The sequence below is a fragment of the Pantoea sp. PA1 genome, assembly GCF_056856975.1.
In genome coordinates, this window is the sequence record NZ_JBXGEE010000001.1 from 1,918,875 (window position 1) to 1,935,441 (window position 16,567).

Consider the following 16,567-nt stretch of genomic DNA (forward strand, 5'->3'; position numbering starts at 1 on the left):
TTCCTCCGTGTGAATTGCAAAGCAGTTCATTAACTATAGCCACAATCTGACGCTCTGCCGATTTCCTGCGCCAGGAATCACCTGATTTTTCATTTGTTAACCGGGGCAGCGTCAGGCAGCGCGCCCTTCCCTGTGCAAAGATGCGTAAGACGCAGCGGCAGAGACGCAATTTCGCTTCGCTTCTTTGATTAATCTGATAAATTTTAACGGAACTGAATTTTCCAGTTACCCTGCTGTCGTACCCCTCTGTTGCCTGTGATTATCGGGCCATGAAAGTGCATTTTGCACGACAGTCACGACACCCTCGAACAGCTAAGGAATGATCTCTGGCATGAATCGAAGAATGTTTATGAAAGCGTCAATGGCCTTCTCCGCCGTCAGCGGCATGACCGGCCTGTCAACGCTGTTTGCGCAATCCGCCTGGGCAGAAGATGGCATTGCTGACGGAACCGCAGTACGCTTCGATTTCGACGTATTGAAGAAAAAAGCGGCCGCGCTGGCGAAGCAACCCTGGGGCGGCGCACCAGGCGCACTGCCGGAGACACTGGCAACGCTGACGCCACAGGCGTACAACGAAATTCAGTATGACGCGAATCACTCGCTCTGGAACAACCTGCCCGACCGTCAGTTGGACGTGCAGTTCTTCCACGTAGGCATGGGCTTTAAGCGCCGCATCCGCATGTTCTCGGTTGACAGTGCCAGCCGCGAGGCGCGCGAAATCCACTTCCGTCCTGAACTGTTTAACTATAACGATGCGAAGGTCGATACAAAGCAGCTGGAGGGTAAAACCGACCTGGGCTTTGCCGGTTTCCGCGCCTTTAAGAAACCGGAACTGGCTCGCCGGGATATCGTCTCCTTCCTCGGCGCAAGCTACTTCCGTGCGGTTGACGATACTTACCAGTACGGCCTCTCGGCACGTGGCGTCGCGATCAACACCTTCAGCAACGGTCAGGAAGAGTTCCCCGATTTCACGGCCTTCTGGTTTGAAACGCCAAAAGCGGAAGATACCACCTTTACCTGCTACGCCCTGCTGGATGGCGCGAGCGTCACCGGTGCCTACAAGTTCATCATCCATTGCGAAGAGAAACGCGTGGTGATGGAGGTGGAAAACCACCTGTTTGCCCGCAAAGAGATCCGCCAGATTGGCATCTCGCCCATGACCAGCATGTTCAGCTGCGGCACGAATGAACGCCGCATGTGCAACACCTACCATCCGCAAATCCATGACTCCGATCGCCTGGCGATGTGGACCGGTAAAGGGGAATGGATTGCCCGTCCGCTGAACAATCCGCAGCGACTGCAGTTCAACGCCTATGAAGATGAGAATCCGCGTGGCTTTGGCCTGCTCCAGCTTAATCACGACTTTAAAGATTATCAGGATGTGATTGGCTGGTATGACAAGCGTCCGAGCCTGTGGGTGGAGCCGGTCGGCAAATGGGGCAAAGGTGCGATTAACCTGATGGAGATCCCGACGACCGGCGAAACGCTGGATAACGTGGTCTGCTTCTGGCAACCCGCAGAACCGGTCAAAGCGGGCAGCGAGCTGAACTTCTCCTACAAGCTCTACTGGAGTGGTCTGCCGCCGGTGCGCAGCGGTCTGGCGCGCGTTGACGCCACCCGCACCGGTATCGGCGGTTTCCCGGAAGGCTGGGCGCCTGGCGAACACTTCCCGGAAACCTGGTGCCGTCGCTTCGCCATTGATTTCATCGGGGGTGATTTGCAGGCTGCCGCGCCGAAAGGCATCGAGCCGGTCATTACCGTGTCATCCGGTAGCGTGAAACAGGTCGAGATTCTGTATGTCGATCCGCTGAAGGGTTATCGCATTCTGTTTGACTGGTATCCGAACAGCGACTCGACCGCGCCGGTCGAGATGCGCCTCTTCCTGCGCACCAAAGAGGAGACGCTGAGCGAAACCTGGCTCTACCAATACTTCCCGCCTGCGCCGGATCAGCGGAAATATGTCGATGACCGCCAGATGACGGTCGGCTGATGTCAACAGGCGAGGCTCCGGCCTCGCCTTTTTTATGGCGCGACCTTCCGCATATCGACGTGGGGGATCCCATCTTCCAGATAGACCTCCCCTGTCGCCACAAAACCATGCTGCCCGTAGAAGTTCTCCAGATGCGCCTGCGCAGAGAGAAACAGGTCGCGGCCCGGCCAGTGCTGCTGACAACGGCTGACCGCCTGCTCCATCAGACGACGTCCCAGCTGCGCACCGCGCACCCGATCGGACACGATCACCCGACCGATTTTTACCGGTCCAGAGGCCTCCTCCGGAGACAGCAGGCGCGCATAGGCCACCAGCTGGTCACCGGCCATCCCCAGCAGATGGCGGTTTTCTGCCTGTAAATCTCTGCCATCCACATCCAGATAGGCGCACTGCTGCTCCACCACAAAGACCTGACTGCGCAGCGCCAGCAGCGCATAGAGTTCGGCGGGCGTGAGTTCACGATGGTGTTTATCGAGCCAGCAAATATCCATGATTTCTCCTGAGAAGGCCGGATGGGTTATAGCGACGAGGTCATAACGTCGCGGTTTACAGATGACAGGTCAATGGCAGACAAAAAAAAATCAGGCCCGGAGGCCTGATTCGTCAGAGTGTCAATCCGCTTACATCAGCGGCTGAGCCATCATCACCAGTCTGATCAGGGGCTGCGGGTAAACCCCTAACAGCAGCACCAGAATGGCGGAGATCAGCACGACCACACCACCGGCGGTAAACGCCCAGTTAGCTGGCGTATCGCGGGTGTGCAGCTCCGGCGGGCTGAGGTAAAGACTAACCGTGACGCGCAGATAGTAGTAAAGACCAATCGCACTGCCCGCCACCACAGCGCCGGTCAGCCACCACAGGTGGGCACTGACGCCGGAAGCGATGACGTAGAATTTACCGATAAAGCCCAGCGTCATCGGGATACCCGCCAGCGACAGCATCATCACCGTCATGACCGCAGAGAGAATCGGACGATGCCAGAACAGGCCACGGTAAGAGTAGAGCGAGTCCGCATCCGGGCCACGATACGGGCTGGACATCAGACTGACCACACCAAACGCGCCCAGGCTGCTGAACAGGTAACCGGCCAGATAAACCCCGGACGTTTCCATCGACAGCTCATGATCTTTCACCGCAATCAGCGCCACCAGCAGATAACCCAGGTGGGCGATGGAAGAGTAACCCAGCAGACGCTTGATGTTGCTCTGCGAAATCGCCATCAGGTTACCGAACAGGATCGATACGAAGGCGATCAGGCCCAGTACCGTGCGAACGGCCTCGCTGTCGGTCACCGGCGCATACATGAAGAGACGCATGATGACACCGAAGATGGCGATCTTGCTGGCGGTCGCCAGGAAGGTCGACACCGGCGCCGGCGCACCCTGATAGACATCAGGCGTCCAGAGGTGGAACGGAACCAGCGAAAGTTTGAAGCCCAGACCGATGATCATCATGCCCAGCCCAACCAGCAGCAGGGGCTCCTGAATCATGCTGTCGGTCAGACTCTGACCCAGCGCAACGAAGCTCAGGTTGCCGGAGTCGGCGTAGATCAGCGCGATACCAAACAGCAGGAACGAGGAGGCCGCCGCGGAAAGAATGGTATATTTCAGCGCTGCTTCCAGCGAACGTTTCTGGCGGAACGCATAGCCAATCAGACCAAACAGCGGCAGCGACAGCAGTTCAATCCCGATGAACAGTGCCGCCAGATGGTTGGCACTGGCCAGCACGATGCCACCCAGGGCCGCAATCAGCACCAGCAGGTAGAACTCATCTTTGTTGTCCGGGAAACCGGCCAGCCACGGATAGGCAAAGGTGCAGGTCGCCAGACTCGCCAGCATCACCAGCGCGGTGTAGAACATCGAATAGCCATCGACACGCAGCAGCGGCGTGACATCCATTGCGCCGACCTGACCGACAAAATAGAGCGACAGCAGCGCCAGGTTCAGGCCAACGACCGTTAGCGTGGCGTTAACGAAGTGGTTGCGTCGCCAGGCAATGGACAGCATCACAACCACCACCGTCAATCCGACGATTAACAGCGGCAGCAACGCAATCAATTGGTGAGGAGTTATTGTCATGGCGAATTACGGCCTTGTAGTTGAAATTGAAGCGGTAAACCACTGCTGAATATTGCTCATGGCAGCGTGCGAAGTATCCAGAATCGGCTGTGGATAGACGCCCAGCAGCACCAGCAGGACCACCAGAACCCCAATGGTCATGAACTCACGCGGCGACATACCCGGCAGCGGATCTTTTGATTTCGCTTCGCCGTAGTAGGCGCGCTGCATCATGACCAGCGAGTAAACGGAGGCGAACACCAGACCAAAGGTGGAGATGATGATAATCGTCGGCACCACCTGGAAACTGCCCGTCAGGATCATGAATTCGCCGACGAAGTTACCGGTACCCGGCATCCCCAGGTTGGCGACAGCAAAGAACAGCGACAGGCCCGGAATCCATTTGATGCGTGACCAGAGTCCACCCATCTGACGCATATCACGGGTATGCAGACGCTCATACAGCTGACCACACAGGATGAAGAGCGCGGCAGCCGAGAGACCGTGCGCAATCATCTGGATCACCGCACCCTGCAGCGCCAGCTGGCTGCCGGTGTACATAGCAATCAGCACAAAGCCCATGTGTGAAATCGAGGTATAGGCAATCAGACGCTTGATATCGGTCTGAGAAAACGCCATCCAGGCACCGTAGAAGATCCCGATGATACCCAGCCACATGGCAACAGGCGCAAACTCCGCCGAGGCGTTCGGGAATAGCGGCAGGCTGAAACGCAGTAAGCCATACGCTGCGGTTTTCAGCAGGATGCCCGCCAGGTCAACAGAACCCGCCGTCGGCGCCTGACTGTGCGCGTCCGGCAGCCAGCCGTGCAGCGGCACCACCGGCATTTTCACCGCGAAAGCGATAAAGAAGCCCAGCATCAGCAGATATTCAACACCGTGTGTCATCGGCGTCTGCAGCAACTGCTCATAGTTGAACGTCCAGACGCCGGTTGCGTTGAAGTGGACAAACACCAGTCCCAGAATCGCAATCAGCATCACCAGACCTGACGCCTGGGTATAGATGAAGAACTTGGTTGCAGCGGTGATACGGGTTTTGCCGTCGGAGGCTTTATGACCCCAGAGCGCGATGAGGAAGTACATCGGCACCAGCATCATTTCCCAGAAGAAGAAGAACAGGAACATATCGATGGAGAGGAACACACCGATGACGCCGCCCAGGATCCACATCAGGTTGAGGTGGAAGAAGCCCTGATACTTTTCAATCTCATTCCAGGAACAGAGCACCGCCATCAGACCGAGCAGACCGGTCAGCACCACCATCAGCAGCGACAGACCGTCGATAGCTAAATGGAAGCTGATGCCGAAGCGTGGGATCCACGGAACGGAGAAACTTGACTGCCACTGCGGAATGCCCGCTGCCTGCGTCAGTGAATAGCCTCCCTGCAACCAGAGTTGCAGTGAAAGCGCCAACGTCAGCCCCATGGTGATCAGCGCGATCCAGCGTGGCACCTTCGCGCCGAGGCGCTCGGTCAGCCAGCAGATCAGACCGCCGACGAAGGGTATGATAATTAGCCAAGGTAATAACACGGCACACTTCCCTTTTCTTTGTCTTAGTTCGGGCTATCTTACTGGCCACTTTGCTTCCCGGCAGTGCTCGCAATCCTCACATACTTCAGTATGCTGCGGTTGCTGCGCGCTGGCGGAAACCAAACTGGCTGCGACGATAACGCCCTTGCTCAGGACAATTTTTGACATTCTCAATGGGCAGATTAACTAACCTGCCCCGCTCATCAATCTTTACATCACCAGCAGCAGAGCCAGCACCAGCACGGCACCCACGCTCATTGACGCAACGTACCAGCGCAGGTAGCCATTCTCACTGACGACCAGGCCTTTGTTGGCAATACGTGACAGCAGTGCAGGCAGGTTCATCAGGCCATTCAGTGGGTCGCGCTTCAGCAGCCACGCAATACCCAGGTAAGGTTTGACGAACACTTTATCGTAGAGCCAGTCGAAGCCCCAGGCTGCAAACCACCAGGTACCGAAGAAACGGCCAGGTGCACTGTTTGCAATCCGGGTAACCAGCTCACGTTTGCCCAGCCACAGCGCGGCAGCGATCAGAATGCCGACAATCGCGACAACGCCTGAGGTGATTTCCAGTCCCACTTTGCCCGCTTCGCCGAACTCACTGGCTGGCAGGACACCCGCCAGCGGTGGCGTGATCAGCGCACCAATAAAGGTGGAGAGCAGCAGCAGCACAATCAGCGGCAGATGATGGGTAATCCCCTTACCGGCATGCGCATGAATTTTCTCTTCGCCGTGGAACACGATAAAGATCATGCGGAAGGTATAGATTGAGGTCAGGAATGCCCCGACCAGTCCGGCCACCATCAGATTGATGTGACCGTTAGCCAGTGCGCCAAACAGGATCTCATCTTTACTGTAGAAGCCCGCGGTGACCAGCGGCAGGGCTGCCAGGGCCGCGCCACCCACCAGGAAGCAGGTGTAGACCAGCGGAATACTTTTACGCAGGCCGCCCATTTTGAAGATGTTCTGCTCATGATGGCAGGCCAGAATGACCGAACCAGAGGAGAGGAACAGTAACGCTTTAAAGAAGGCGTGCGTCATCAGATGGAAAATCGCCGCATCCCACGCCTGAACACCGAGTGCCAGGAACATGTAGCCGATCTGGCTCATGGTGGAGTAAGCGAGCACGCGTTTGATATCGGTCTGTACCAGCGCAGCAAAGCCCGCCAGCACCAGGGTTATCGCCCCGACAATGCCCACCAGATGCAGCACTTCCGGCGTCAGCAGGAACAGACCGTGGCTACGGGCAATCAGATAGACGCCCGCGGTGACCATGGTCGCGGCGTGGATCAGTGCTGAAACCGGTGTCGGACCGGCCATGGCGTCTGCCAGCCAGGTCTGCAATGGCAGCTGAGCCGATTTACCGACCGCGCCACCCAGCAGCATCAGGGTTGCCCACTGCAGCATGTGGTTGTCTGCGGCAAAGTGCGCCGGTGCCAGCGCCATCATCTCACGGAAGTTCAGCGTGCCCAGCTCGTTGTAGAGGATGAACAGGCCGAATGCCAGGAAGACGTCGCCCACGCGGGTGATGATGAACGCTTTCATCGCCGCTTTGCCATTTTCCGGATTGCTGTAGTAGAAACCGATCAGCAGATAGGAGCAGAGCCCTACCCCTTCCCAGCCCAGATACATCAGCATCAGGTTATCGGCCAGCACCAGAACCACCATGCTGGCGATAAACAGGTTGGTGTAGGCGAAGAAGCGGGAGTAACCCTCTTCACCCCGCATGTACCAGGAGGCGAACATGTGAATGAAGAAACCCACACCGGTTACCACAGACAGCATCGTCAGCGACAGGCCATCCAGCGCCAGGTTCACCTTCATGTCGAAGTTGCCGACATGCATCCAGGTCCAGAGCGACTGGGTATAAGCCTGCTGACCGTTAGCGAAGAAGTCGAAACCGATCATCGCTGTGGTCAGGGCCGCCAAACCTACCGATCCCATACCAATCGTGGCCGACAGGTTCTCTGACCAGCGACCGCGGGAAAACGCTAACAGCAGAAAGCCGATTAGCGGAAACAAGACAGTTAAATAGAGAAGATTCATCCGCGCATCTCGCTCACAGTATCAATGTTCAGCGTCTGACGACGACGATAGAGCTGAAGCAGCAGCGCCAGACCAATACTGGCTTCCGCTGCTGCCAGGCTGATGGCCAGGATATACATCACCTGTCCGTCGGCCTGACCCCAATAGCTCCCGGCAACCACCAGGGCTAACGCGGCGGCGTTGATCATGATTTCCAGGCCGATCAGCATAAACAGCAGATTGCGGCGGATAACCAGCGACGTGAGTCCAAGGACAAACAGCACGGCAGCCAGAATCAATCCATGTTGTAACGGGATCATGCGCTCTCCTTTTTCGCCTGTGCGGCGTCAGCAGGACGGTTGCTCAGGACTTCACCCTGGCGCTCTTCACGACCGATATGGAAGGCCACGACCAGACCGGCCAGCAGCAGCATCGACGCCAGCTCTACCGCGAGGACGTAGGGACCAAACAGGCTGATACCGACCGCTTTAGCGTCGATGATCGTGCCGTCAATACCCTGGTCATTGGCGGTCAGGATGGCGTAGACCATCACTACCAGCAGCAGCAGCGACACCAGGCCCGGACCGATCCAGAGTGAGGGACTGAGCCACTCGCGCTCCTGTTTCTGCGTCTGTTTGCCCAGGTTCAGCATCATCACGACGAAGACGAACAGCACCATGATCGCGCCGGCATAGACGATGATCTCCAGTGCACCCGCAAAATAGGCTCCCATTGAGAAGAAGACGCCGGCGATCGATAACAGCGAAACGATCAGGTACAGCAACGCATGTACCGGATTGGTGTGGGTAATGACGCGCAACGTCGTCAGCACCGCCACCAGTCCGCAAAGATAAAACGCAAATTCCATGCCTTGCTCCTTAAGGTAATAAGCCTTTGACGTCGATTGGCTTCGCTTCGTTTTCCGCTTCGCCTTTATCTTTACCGTCAATCGCCATACCTGCCATGCGGTAGAAGTTGTACTCCGGATATTTACCCGGTCCCGAAATCAGCAGATCGTCCTTCTCATACACCAGATCCTGACGCTTAAACTCGCCCAGTTCAAAATCGGGCGTCAGCTGAATCGCGGTGGTCGGACAGGCTTCTTCACACATGCCGCAGAAGATGCAGCGTGAGAAGTTGATGCGGAAAAACTCCGGATACCAGCGGCCATCTTTGGTTTCCGCTTTCTGCAGCGAAATACAGCCCACCGGACAGGCAACCGCACACAGGTTACAGGCCACGCAACGCTCTGCCCCATCCGGATCGCGCGTTAACACGATACGGCCGCGATAGCGAGGTGGCAGATAAACCGGCTCTTCCGGGTACATCTGCGTTTCACGTTTGGCAAAGGCGTGCAGCCCTATCAGCCAGATACTGCGAACTGTCGTGCCAAAACCGACGACAATATCTTTCAAAGTCATTTGTTAACCCCTTACGACGCTGTGTAGAGAATCACTGCGGCAGTCGCCAGCAGGTTCAGCAGCGTCAACGGCAGACACACTTTCCAGCCGAATGACAGCACCTGGTCGTAGCGTGGACGCGGAAGCGCGGCGCGGATCAGGATGAACATCATCATAAAGAACGCCGTTTTCAGGGCGAACCAGATGAACGGCGGCAGGAAGGGTCCATGCCAGCCACCAAAGAACAGCGTGACGATCAGGGCGGAGACCGTGGTAATCGCCACATACTCGCCGACGAAGAACAGGCCGAACTTCATCCCGGCGTACTCGATGTGATAACCGTCAGCCAGTTCCTGTTCCGCTTCTGGCTGGTCAAAGGGATGACGGTGACACACCGCCACACCTGCAATACAGAAGGTCACAAAACCGAAGAACTGCGGGATGATGTTCCAGAGATGCGTCTGGCTGTTGACGATGTCGTTCATATTGAACGAGCCCGCCTGCGCCACTACGCCCATCAGCGACAGCCCCAGAAACACTTCATAGCTCAGGGTCTGCGCCGAGGCGCGCATCGCACCCAGCAGCGAGTATTTGTTGTTACTCGACCAGCCGGCAAACAGCACCGCATAGACCGCCAGACCTGCCATCATCAGGAAGAAGAGCAGACCGATGTTCAGGTCGGTCACCATCCAGGTCGGTGAAACCGGCACGATAGCAAAGGCCAGCAGCAGCGAAACAAAGGCGATAACCGGTGCCAGAGTAAAGATAAAGCGGTCGGTAAACGGCGGGACCCAGTCCTCTTTAAAGAACATTTTGATCATGTCCGCCACCAGCTGCAGTGACCCGCCCCAGCCTACGCGGTTCGGTCCGTAACGGTTCTGGAACAGGCCGAGCAGACGACGCTCGGCGAAGCTCATGAACGCGCCGCAGGCCACGACCACCAGCAGAATGACGATGGCTTTAACAATGGCCAGCAGAATGTCGATAACGTCCGGTGTTAACCAGCTCATTGCGCCGCCTCCTGCAGAGTGTCGATTTTACCGTTCGCCAGGAACGGCGGAACGCCTGGCATGCCCAGCGGCAGACCAATCTGTCCCGCCTGCAGTGACGCCGAGAAACGCACCGGCAGACGCACGGTCTCACCGGCACAGCTGAACTCGACGGCTGCGCCATCGTTGACGCCCAGCTTCGCCGCATCGTCCGGGTTGATCACCAGAGCAGGCTGCGCCATACGCTGCTGGAAAACCGGGGAACGCTGCGACATCTCCTCACTACCAAACAGCTGGTAGCACGGCGCCACACGCCACTGCCCTTCACTGACAAAGGCCTGAGGGACACGGGTAAACCAGGGTAACTGACCGGCGCTGGCTTCAAACAGGCGCACGCCCGGATCGCCATGACGCAGTTTGCCGCCCACTTCGGCCTGGAACTTGTTCCACGCCTGAGGGGAGTTCCAGCCCGGTGCCCAGGCAAACGGGATCTGAGAACGCGGGGCCGACGGCTGGTTGTTCCCTTCCATCGAGAAGGCAAACATCGTGTCCTGATCCTGCGGCTGACGCGGTTCGTGGACGCTGATGTTGGCGCGTGCGGCAGTACGTCCACTCGCACGGATCGGCGAACGTGACAGTTTCTGGCCCCGGATACGGAAGCTGGCGTCAGGCGCCGCCTCTTTGATGCCGGCCAGCTGCGGCAGACGGGTGACTACGGCATCGATAACGTGATCGAGCTGAGTCCAGTCCACGTGACGGCTTTCCAGGGTGCTGTGCAGCGAGTGCAGCCAGCGCCAGCTCTCCAGCATCACGACGCTGTTGTCGTAATAAGCGGGATCGTAAACCTGGAAGTAACGTTGCGCGCGGCCTTCATGGTTAACAGAGGTGCCATCGCTTTCGGCGAAGCTCGCGGTCGATAAGACCAGACCCGCCTTCTCCACGGTCGCGGTGCGCTGATGATCCACCACGATCACGTTCGTGGTCTGAGCCAGCGCCGCATCCACCAGCGCTTTGGGCGCATGGCGATAGAGATCGTTTTCCAGCACCACCAGCGCGTCGGCTTCACCGCCTGACAGCTGCTCCAGCGCGTGCTCCAGTGGATTGCCGCCGATCAGGCCAAGTCCGACACTGTTAGCGTGGCCGGCCAGCAAGGTAATGCCGACATCGGCGCCACGCGCCTTCAGGGCTTTGGCGACGTTTGCGGCGGCTTCAATCATGGCGCTGCTGCCGGAATGGGTACCGGAGATGATTAATGGCTTTTTCGCGCCCGCCAGTGCCTGAACCACCACATCCATTCTGGCGCTAAGTGCGCTGTCAAAATCGGTCACCACAGGCGCGGATTCATCCAGCGCACTGGCGATGGCGAAACCGAGACGCGCCTGATCGTCAACCGGCGCACGATAGCTCCATGCGGCGATATCATCCAGACGGGTTTCATCAACGTGGGTGACAAACAGCGGATGTTTCGCATGCTGACCGATGTTCAGGATCGCGGCGATCTGCCAGTCTGCCACCTTCTGTGCCGCGGCCATATCACGCGCTTTGCCTTTCACCGCCTGACGGACGGAGAGCGCCACACGTGCGCCGACCTGGGTCAGATCTTCACCCAGCACCAGCACCGCATCGTAGCTTTCAATCTCACGCAGCGAAGGGGTGTAAATCCCCCCCTCACGCAGCACTTTCAGCATCAGTTCAAGCCGGGCCTGCTCTGCTGCCGGTATACCGGTTGAGAAGTTCTCCGCCCCGACCAGTTCACGCAGGGCAAAGTTACTTTCAACGCTGGCGCGCGGTGAGCCGATACCGATCACTTTCTTCGCCTGGCGCAGCAAATCAGCCCCGGCGTTAACTGCCTGCTCGGCGTTCAGCGTCACCCAGTCGTTGCCACGCAACAGCATCGGCTGACGCGGACGATCTTTACGGTTCACATAGCCATAGCCAAAGCGGCCGCGGTCACAGAGGAAGTAGTGGTTAACGGTGCCGTTGTAACGGTTTTCGATACGGCGCAACTCACCATAACGTTCACCCGGGCTGGTGTTACAGCCCACGCTGCACTGCTGGCAGATGCTCGGCGCGAACTGCATATCCCATTTACGGTTATAGCGTTCGGAGTGTGTTTTGTCGGTGAACACGCCGGTCGGGCAGATTTCGACCAGGTTACCGGAGAATTCGCTTTCCAGCGTGCCATCTTCCGGGCGACCGAAGTAGACGTTGTCATGTGCGCCGTAGACGCCCAGATCTTTGCCATCGGCATAATCTTTGTAGTAACGCACGCAGCGATAGCAGGCGATACAGCGGTTCATCTCGTGGGAGATGAAGGGGCCGAGATCCTGATTACGGTGGGTGCGCTTGGTGAAGCGATAGCGGCGGAAGCTGTGGCCGGTCATCACTGTCATATCCTGCAGGTGACAGTTACCGCCCTCTTCACACACCGGACAGTCGTGTGGGTGGTTGGTCATCAGCCACTCCACCACGCTTTCGCGGAACTCTTTCGCTTCGCCATCGTCGATGGAGATAAATGTGCCGTCAGAGGCCGGCGTCATGCAGGACATGACGAGACGACCACGGGTATCTTCGGCATTCTGGAATTGCTTTACCGCACACTGGCGGCAGGCCCCGACGCTTCCCAGCGCCGGATGCCAGCAAAAGTAAGGAATATCAAGGCCCAGAGAGAGACACGCCTGTAGCAGGTTGTCCGCTCCGTTCACATCATACTCTTTACCGTCTACATGAATTGTAGCCATAGTGACATGCTTCCGTAAGGCTCGTCAGAGACGAGCGTTAATCATATTCTTGCCCCGACGCACGACATTGTCGGGGCGGCGGCACCAGGCCTGTTCCGTGTGCGGCGGCGAATTACCAGCGCGCTTTCAGCAGGTTTGGCTGGATCCCGCCAATGGAGCGGGTATTGCCAAAGACCTGCGGCGCCATGCCGGCTTCAAACTCTTCACGGAAATATTTAATCGCACTCTGCAGCGGCTCGACCGCACCCGGGGCATGCGCACAGAAGGTTTTACCCGGACCGAGCTGACGGCAGAGTTGCAGCAGGGTTTCGATATCCCCTGGCTGCCCCTGCTTCTGCTCCAGCGCGCGCAGAATTTTTACGCTCCACGGCAGACCGTCACGGCACGGCGTACACCAGCCGCACGACTCACGGGCAAAGAACTCTTCCAGGTTGCGAACCAGCGAAACCATATTGATTTCATGGTCGACGGCCATCGCCAGGGCGGTGCCCAGTCGGCTGCCAGCTTTACCGATGCTGGCAAATTCCATCGGCAGATCCAGATGCTGGTCTGTCAGGAAGTCGGTGCCTGCGCCACCGGGCTGCCAGGCTTTGAACTTCAGTCCGTCGCGCATGCCGCCCGCGTAATCTTCGAGGATTTCACGCGCGGTAATGCCAAATGGCAGTTCCCAGACGCCAGGATTTTTAACCCGCCCGGAGAAGCCCATCATTTTGGTACCGGCATCTTCACTTTTTGAGATGCTCTTGTACCACTCTACGCCGTTGGCCAGGATCGCCGGGACGTTAGAGAGGGTTTCCACGTTGTTCACGCAGGTCGGCTTGCCCCACGCTCCGGCACTCGCCGGGAAAGGCGGTTTGGAACGCGGGTTGGCACGGCGGCCTTCCAGGGAGTTAATCAGCGCCGTCTCTTCGCCGCAGATATAACGTCCTGCGCCGGTGTGGACGATCAGCTCAAAGTCGAAGCCCGTGCCAAGAATATTTTTGCCGAGAAAGCCCGCTTCGGTCGCTTCGGCAATCGCGCGGCGCAGATGCACCGCTGCTTCAATATATTCACCACGCAGGAAGATATAGCCACGGTAAGCCTTGAGAGCGAAGGCGCTGATCAGCATCCCCTCGACCAGCTGGTGCGGCATCTGCTCCATCAGCAGGCGGTCTTTATAGGTGCCCGGCTCCATCTCATCGGCGTTACACAGCAGGTAACGGATGTTCATCGACTCATCTTTCGGCATCAGGCTCCACTTCAGCCCGGTCGAGAAGCCTGCACCGCCGCGCCCTTTCAGGCCGGAATCTTTGACTGCCGCGACGATCTCATCCTGCGACATGGTTTTCAGCGCTTTTTCCGCACCGGCATAGCCGTTTTTACTGCGGTATTCGTCCAGCCAGACCGGCTGCTTGTCGTCGCGCATCCGCCAGGTCAGCGGGTGAGTTTCAGCAGTACGAATGATCTGTTTGATTGTCATTGATACTGCTCCAGCAAAGAGGGAATGCCTTCCGGCGTCAGATGAACATGGGTATCTTCGTCCACCATCATGGTCGGCCCTTTATCGCAGTTCCCCAGGCAGCAGGTCGGCAGCAGCGTAAAGCGGCCATCGGCCGTGGTCTGACCCGGTTTGATATTCAGCTGCTGCTCCAGTGCGGCCTGGATGCCCTGATAGCCGGTGATGTGACAGACCACGCTGTCGCAGTAACGGATCACATGACGCCCCACCGGCTGACGGAAGATCTGGCTGTAGAATGTCGCCACACCCTCAACATCACTCGCCGGAATCCCGAGGACATCGGCGATCGCGTTGATGGCACCATCCGGTACCCAGCCACGCTGTTTCTGCACGATCTTCAGCGCTTCAATGGAGGCTGCACGCGCATCTTCATAGTGGTGTTTTTCGTGCTCAATGGCGTGATGCTCTTCCGCACTCAGCACGAAGACCTCATCAGGGTCGATCGTTTTAATGGCAATGTGTTGATCGTGCATAATTAGCGGTCCACGTCTGACATAACAAAATCGATACTGCCCAGGTAAACGATCAGGTCGGATACCAGGCTGCCACGGATTACCGAAGGAATCTGCTGCAGATGCGGGAAGCTCGGCGTACGCACACGGGTGCGGTAGCTCATGGTGCTGCCGTCGCTGGTCAGGTAGTAGCTGTTGATCCCTTTCGTCGCTTCAATCATCTGGAAAGATTCATTGGCTGGCATCACCGGCCCCCACGACACCTGCAGGAAGTGTGTGATCAGCGTTTCGATGTGCTGCAGCGTGCGCTCTTTCGGTGGCGGCGTGGTCAGCGGGTGATCCGCTTTGAACGGTCCCTCTGGCATGTTGTTGAGGCACTGCTCAAGGATGCGCAGCGACTGCCACATCTCTTCCATCTTCAGCTGGACACGGCTGTAAGCATCGCTGACGCCGGAGCCGACCGGGATCTCAAAATCGAAGTTTTCGTAGCCAGAATAAGGACGCCATTTGCGCACATCAAAGTCGAGACCGGTGGCACGCAGACCGGCACCGGTGGTGCCCCATGCCAGCGCCTCTTCCATGTTGTAAGCGGCCACGCCTTTGGAACGACCAACCAGCACGCTGTTACGCAGTGCGGCTTTGTCATACTCCTTCAGGCGTTTCGGCATCCAGTCCAGGAAGTCACGCAGCAGACGCTCCCAGCCGCGTGGCAGATCGTGGGCAACCCCGCCGATGCGGAACCAGGCCGGGTGCATACGGAAGCCGGTAATGGCTTCAACCACGTCATAAATTTTCTGGCGATCGGTAAAGGCGAAGAACACCGGTGTCATCGCACCGACGTCCTGAATAAAGGTCGAGATATAGAGAAGATGACTGTTGATGCGGAACAGCTCAGAGAGCATCACGCGGATCACGTTTACGCGATCGGGCACCACGATCCCGGCCAGTTTCTCAACGGCCAGCACATATGGCATTTCATTGACGCAGCCGCCCAGGTATTCGATACGGTCAGTGTAGGGAATGTAGCTGTGCCACGACTGACGCTCCCCCATCTTTTCGGCACCACGATGGTGATAGCCGATGTCCGGTACACAGTCGACAATCTCCTCGCCATCCAGCTGCAGAATGATGCGGAACGCACCGTGCGCTGACGGGTGGTTAGGCCCGAGGTTGAGGAACATAAAATCTTCGTTGGTGGTGCTGCGCTTCATGCCCCAGTCTTCAGGCTTAAAGGTCAGCGCCTCCATCTCTAAATCTTCTTTCTGCTTCGTCAGCGTGAAAGGATCGAACTCCGTGGCGCGCGCCGGATAATCTTTGCGCAGCGGATGGCCTTCCCACGTGGGGGGCATCATGATGCGCGTCAGATGCGGGTGCCCATCAAAGGTGACGCCAAACATCTCCCAGGTTTCACGCTCATACCAGTTGGCATTCGGGAAAAGCCGGGTAAGCGTCGGCAGATGCATATCGTTTTCAGATAAGGCCACCTTGAGCATGATGTCACGATTGCGTTCAATCGACAGCAGGTGGTAGAAAACGGAGAAATCCGCAGCAGGCAGGCCTGCACGGTGGGTACGTAAACGCTCATCCACACCATGCAGGTCATACAGCATGACGTAAGGCTTCGGCAATTTACGCAGGAACTCGGTAATTTCCAGTATCTGTTCACGCTTTACCCAGACAACCGGAATTCCGGTACGGGTAGGCTGAACAGTGAAGGCGTCCGGCCCAAAACGGTTACGCAACTCGCCGATCACCGGATCGTCCAGGTGATCACGGGTTTGCCATAGCGGCTGAGCGAGATCTTGCGTGGTCAAATCTGTCATACGTTACTCACCATTCCGGCCTGATCTCAGGCACTCAAATGAAG

The 16,567-nt window shown here is 57.6% G+C and carries 13 protein-coding genes; 1 reads left to right on the forward strand and 12 read right to left on the reverse strand.

What is annotated here, in order from left to right; genetic code table 11:
• Positions 1-331 precede the first annotated feature (331 nt).
• The gene (locus AC1V0D_RS09200; protein WP_033736167.1) at positions 332-1,990 is read left to right on the forward strand and encodes a glucan biosynthesis protein D; all 1,659 of its coding nucleotides are present in this window, start codon (positions 332-334) and stop codon (positions 1,988-1,990) included.
• Positions 1,991-2,022: 32 nt separating this feature from the next.
• On the opposite strand, the gene AC1V0D_RS09205 is transcribed toward AC1V0D_RS09200, so the two are convergent.
• The 12 genes from AC1V0D_RS09205 to nuoC form a co-directional block, all read right to left on the reverse strand.
• Positions 2,023-2,481 (reverse strand): GNAT family N-acetyltransferase, encoded by a 459-nt coding sequence (locus AC1V0D_RS09205; RefSeq protein WP_154927593.1) that lies wholly within the window; start codon positions 2,479-2,481, stop codon positions 2,023-2,025.
• 129 nt (positions 2,482-2,610) lie between these two features.
• Positions 2,611-4,068, reverse strand: coding sequence for an NADH-quinone oxidoreductase subunit NuoN (gene nuoN / locus AC1V0D_RS09210; RefSeq protein WP_046102270.1), 1,458 nt, complete (start codon positions 4,066-4,068; stop codon positions 2,611-2,613).
• 6 nt (positions 4,069-4,074) lie between these two features.
• Positions 4,075-5,595 (reverse strand): NADH-quinone oxidoreductase subunit M, encoded by a 1,521-nt coding sequence (nuoM, locus tag AC1V0D_RS09215; protein WP_482907298.1) that lies wholly within the window; start codon positions 5,593-5,595, stop codon positions 4,075-4,077.
• A 210-nt stretch (positions 5,596-5,805) separates the two neighbouring features.
• Positions 5,806-7,641 carry an NADH-quinone oxidoreductase subunit L gene (gene nuoL / locus AC1V0D_RS09220; RefSeq protein WP_009089038.1) on the reverse strand — a complete coding sequence of 612 codons (1,836 nt, stop codon included), beginning with the start codon at positions 7,639-7,641 and terminating at the stop codon, positions 5,806-5,808.
• Complete coding sequence (gene nuoK, locus AC1V0D_RS09225) at positions 7,638-7,940, reverse strand: NADH-quinone oxidoreductase subunit NuoK (protein ID WP_003854236.1); 303 nt, start codon at positions 7,938-7,940, stop codon at positions 7,638-7,640. Before nuoK ends, nuoL begins: the two co-directional genes overlap by 4 nt.
• The gene (gene nuoJ / locus AC1V0D_RS09230) at positions 7,937-8,488 is read right to left on the reverse strand and encodes an NADH-quinone oxidoreductase subunit J (RefSeq protein ID WP_009089036.1); all 552 of its coding nucleotides are present in this window, start codon (positions 8,486-8,488) and stop codon (positions 7,937-7,939) included. Before nuoJ ends, nuoK begins: the two co-directional genes overlap by 4 nt.
• A gap of 10 nt (positions 8,489-8,498) precedes the next feature.
• A complete protein-coding gene (gene nuoI / locus AC1V0D_RS09235; RefSeq protein WP_009089021.1) occupies positions 8,499-9,041 on the reverse strand; it encodes an NADH-quinone oxidoreductase subunit NuoI in 543 nt (180 codons plus the stop codon).
• A gap of 11 nt (positions 9,042-9,052) precedes the next feature.
• Entirely contained in the window at positions 9,053-10,030 is a 978-nt protein-coding gene (nuoH, locus tag AC1V0D_RS09240) for an NADH-quinone oxidoreductase subunit NuoH (protein ID WP_009089020.1), read from the reverse strand.
• Positions 10,027-12,750, reverse strand: a complete 2,724-nt coding sequence (gene nuoG / locus AC1V0D_RS09245; protein ID WP_482907299.1) for an NADH-quinone oxidoreductase subunit NuoG — start codon at positions 12,748-12,750, stop codon at positions 10,027-10,029. Before nuoG ends, nuoH begins: the two co-directional genes overlap by 4 nt.
• Positions 12,751-12,862: 112 nt before the next feature.
• Positions 12,863-14,203 carry an NADH-quinone oxidoreductase subunit NuoF gene (gene nuoF / locus AC1V0D_RS09250; RefSeq protein ID WP_181161926.1) on the reverse strand — a complete coding sequence of 447 codons (1,341 nt, stop codon included), beginning with the start codon at positions 14,201-14,203 and terminating at the stop codon, positions 12,863-12,865.
• Positions 14,204-14,205: 2 nt separating this feature from the next.
• Positions 14,206-14,721, reverse strand: coding sequence for an NADH-quinone oxidoreductase subunit NuoE (gene nuoE, locus AC1V0D_RS09255; RefSeq protein WP_009089015.1), 516 nt, complete (start codon positions 14,719-14,721; stop codon positions 14,206-14,208).
• Positions 14,722-14,723: 2 nt separating this feature from the next.
• Entirely contained in the window at positions 14,724-16,523 is a 1,800-nt protein-coding gene (nuoC, locus tag AC1V0D_RS09260; protein ID WP_009089013.1) for an NADH-quinone oxidoreductase subunit C/D, read from the reverse strand.
• Positions 16,524-16,567: the final 44 nt, after the last annotated feature.

What these genes read in the sequence shown, in the direction of transcription:
- AC1V0D_RS09200 (WP_033736167.1), top strand. Translation starts at nt 332, where the DNA reads ATGAATCGAAGAATGTTTATGAAAGCGTCAATGGCCTTCTCCGCCGTC.
- AC1V0D_RS09205 (WP_154927593.1), bottom strand. Translation starts at nt 2,481, where the DNA reads ATGGATATTTGCTGGCTCGATAAACACCATCGTGAACTCACGCCCGCC.
- nuoN (WP_046102270.1), bottom strand. Translation starts at nt 4,068, where the DNA reads ATGACAATAACTCCTCACCAATTGATTGCGTTGCTGCCGCTGTTAATC.
- nuoL (WP_009089038.1), bottom strand. Translation starts at nt 7,641, where the DNA reads ATGAATCTTCTCTATTTAACTGTCTTGTTTCCGCTAATCGGCTTTCTG.
- nuoK (WP_003854236.1), bottom strand. Translation starts at nt 7,940, where the DNA reads ATGATCCCGTTACAACATGGATTGATTCTGGCTGCCGTGCTGTTTGTC.
- nuoJ (WP_009089036.1), bottom strand. Translation starts at nt 8,488, where the DNA reads ATGGAATTTGCGTTTTATCTTTGCGGACTGGTGGCGGTGCTGACGACG.
- nuoI (WP_009089021.1), bottom strand. Translation starts at nt 9,041, where the DNA reads ATGACTTTGAAAGATATTGTCGTCGGTTTTGGCACGACAGTTCGCAGT.
- nuoH (WP_009089020.1), bottom strand. Translation starts at nt 10,030, where the DNA reads ATGAGCTGGTTAACACCGGACGTTATCGACATTCTGCTGGCCATTGTT.
- nuoG (WP_482907299.1), bottom strand. Translation starts at nt 12,750, where the DNA reads ATGGCTACAATTCATGTAGACGGTAAAGAGTATGATGTGAACGGAGCG.
- nuoE (WP_009089015.1), bottom strand. Translation starts at nt 14,721, where the DNA reads ATGCACGATCAACACATTGCCATTAAAACGATCGACCCTGATGAGGTC.
- nuoC (WP_009089013.1), bottom strand. Translation starts at nt 16,523, where the DNA reads ATGACAGATTTGACCACGCAAGATCTCGCTCAGCCGCTATGGCAAACC.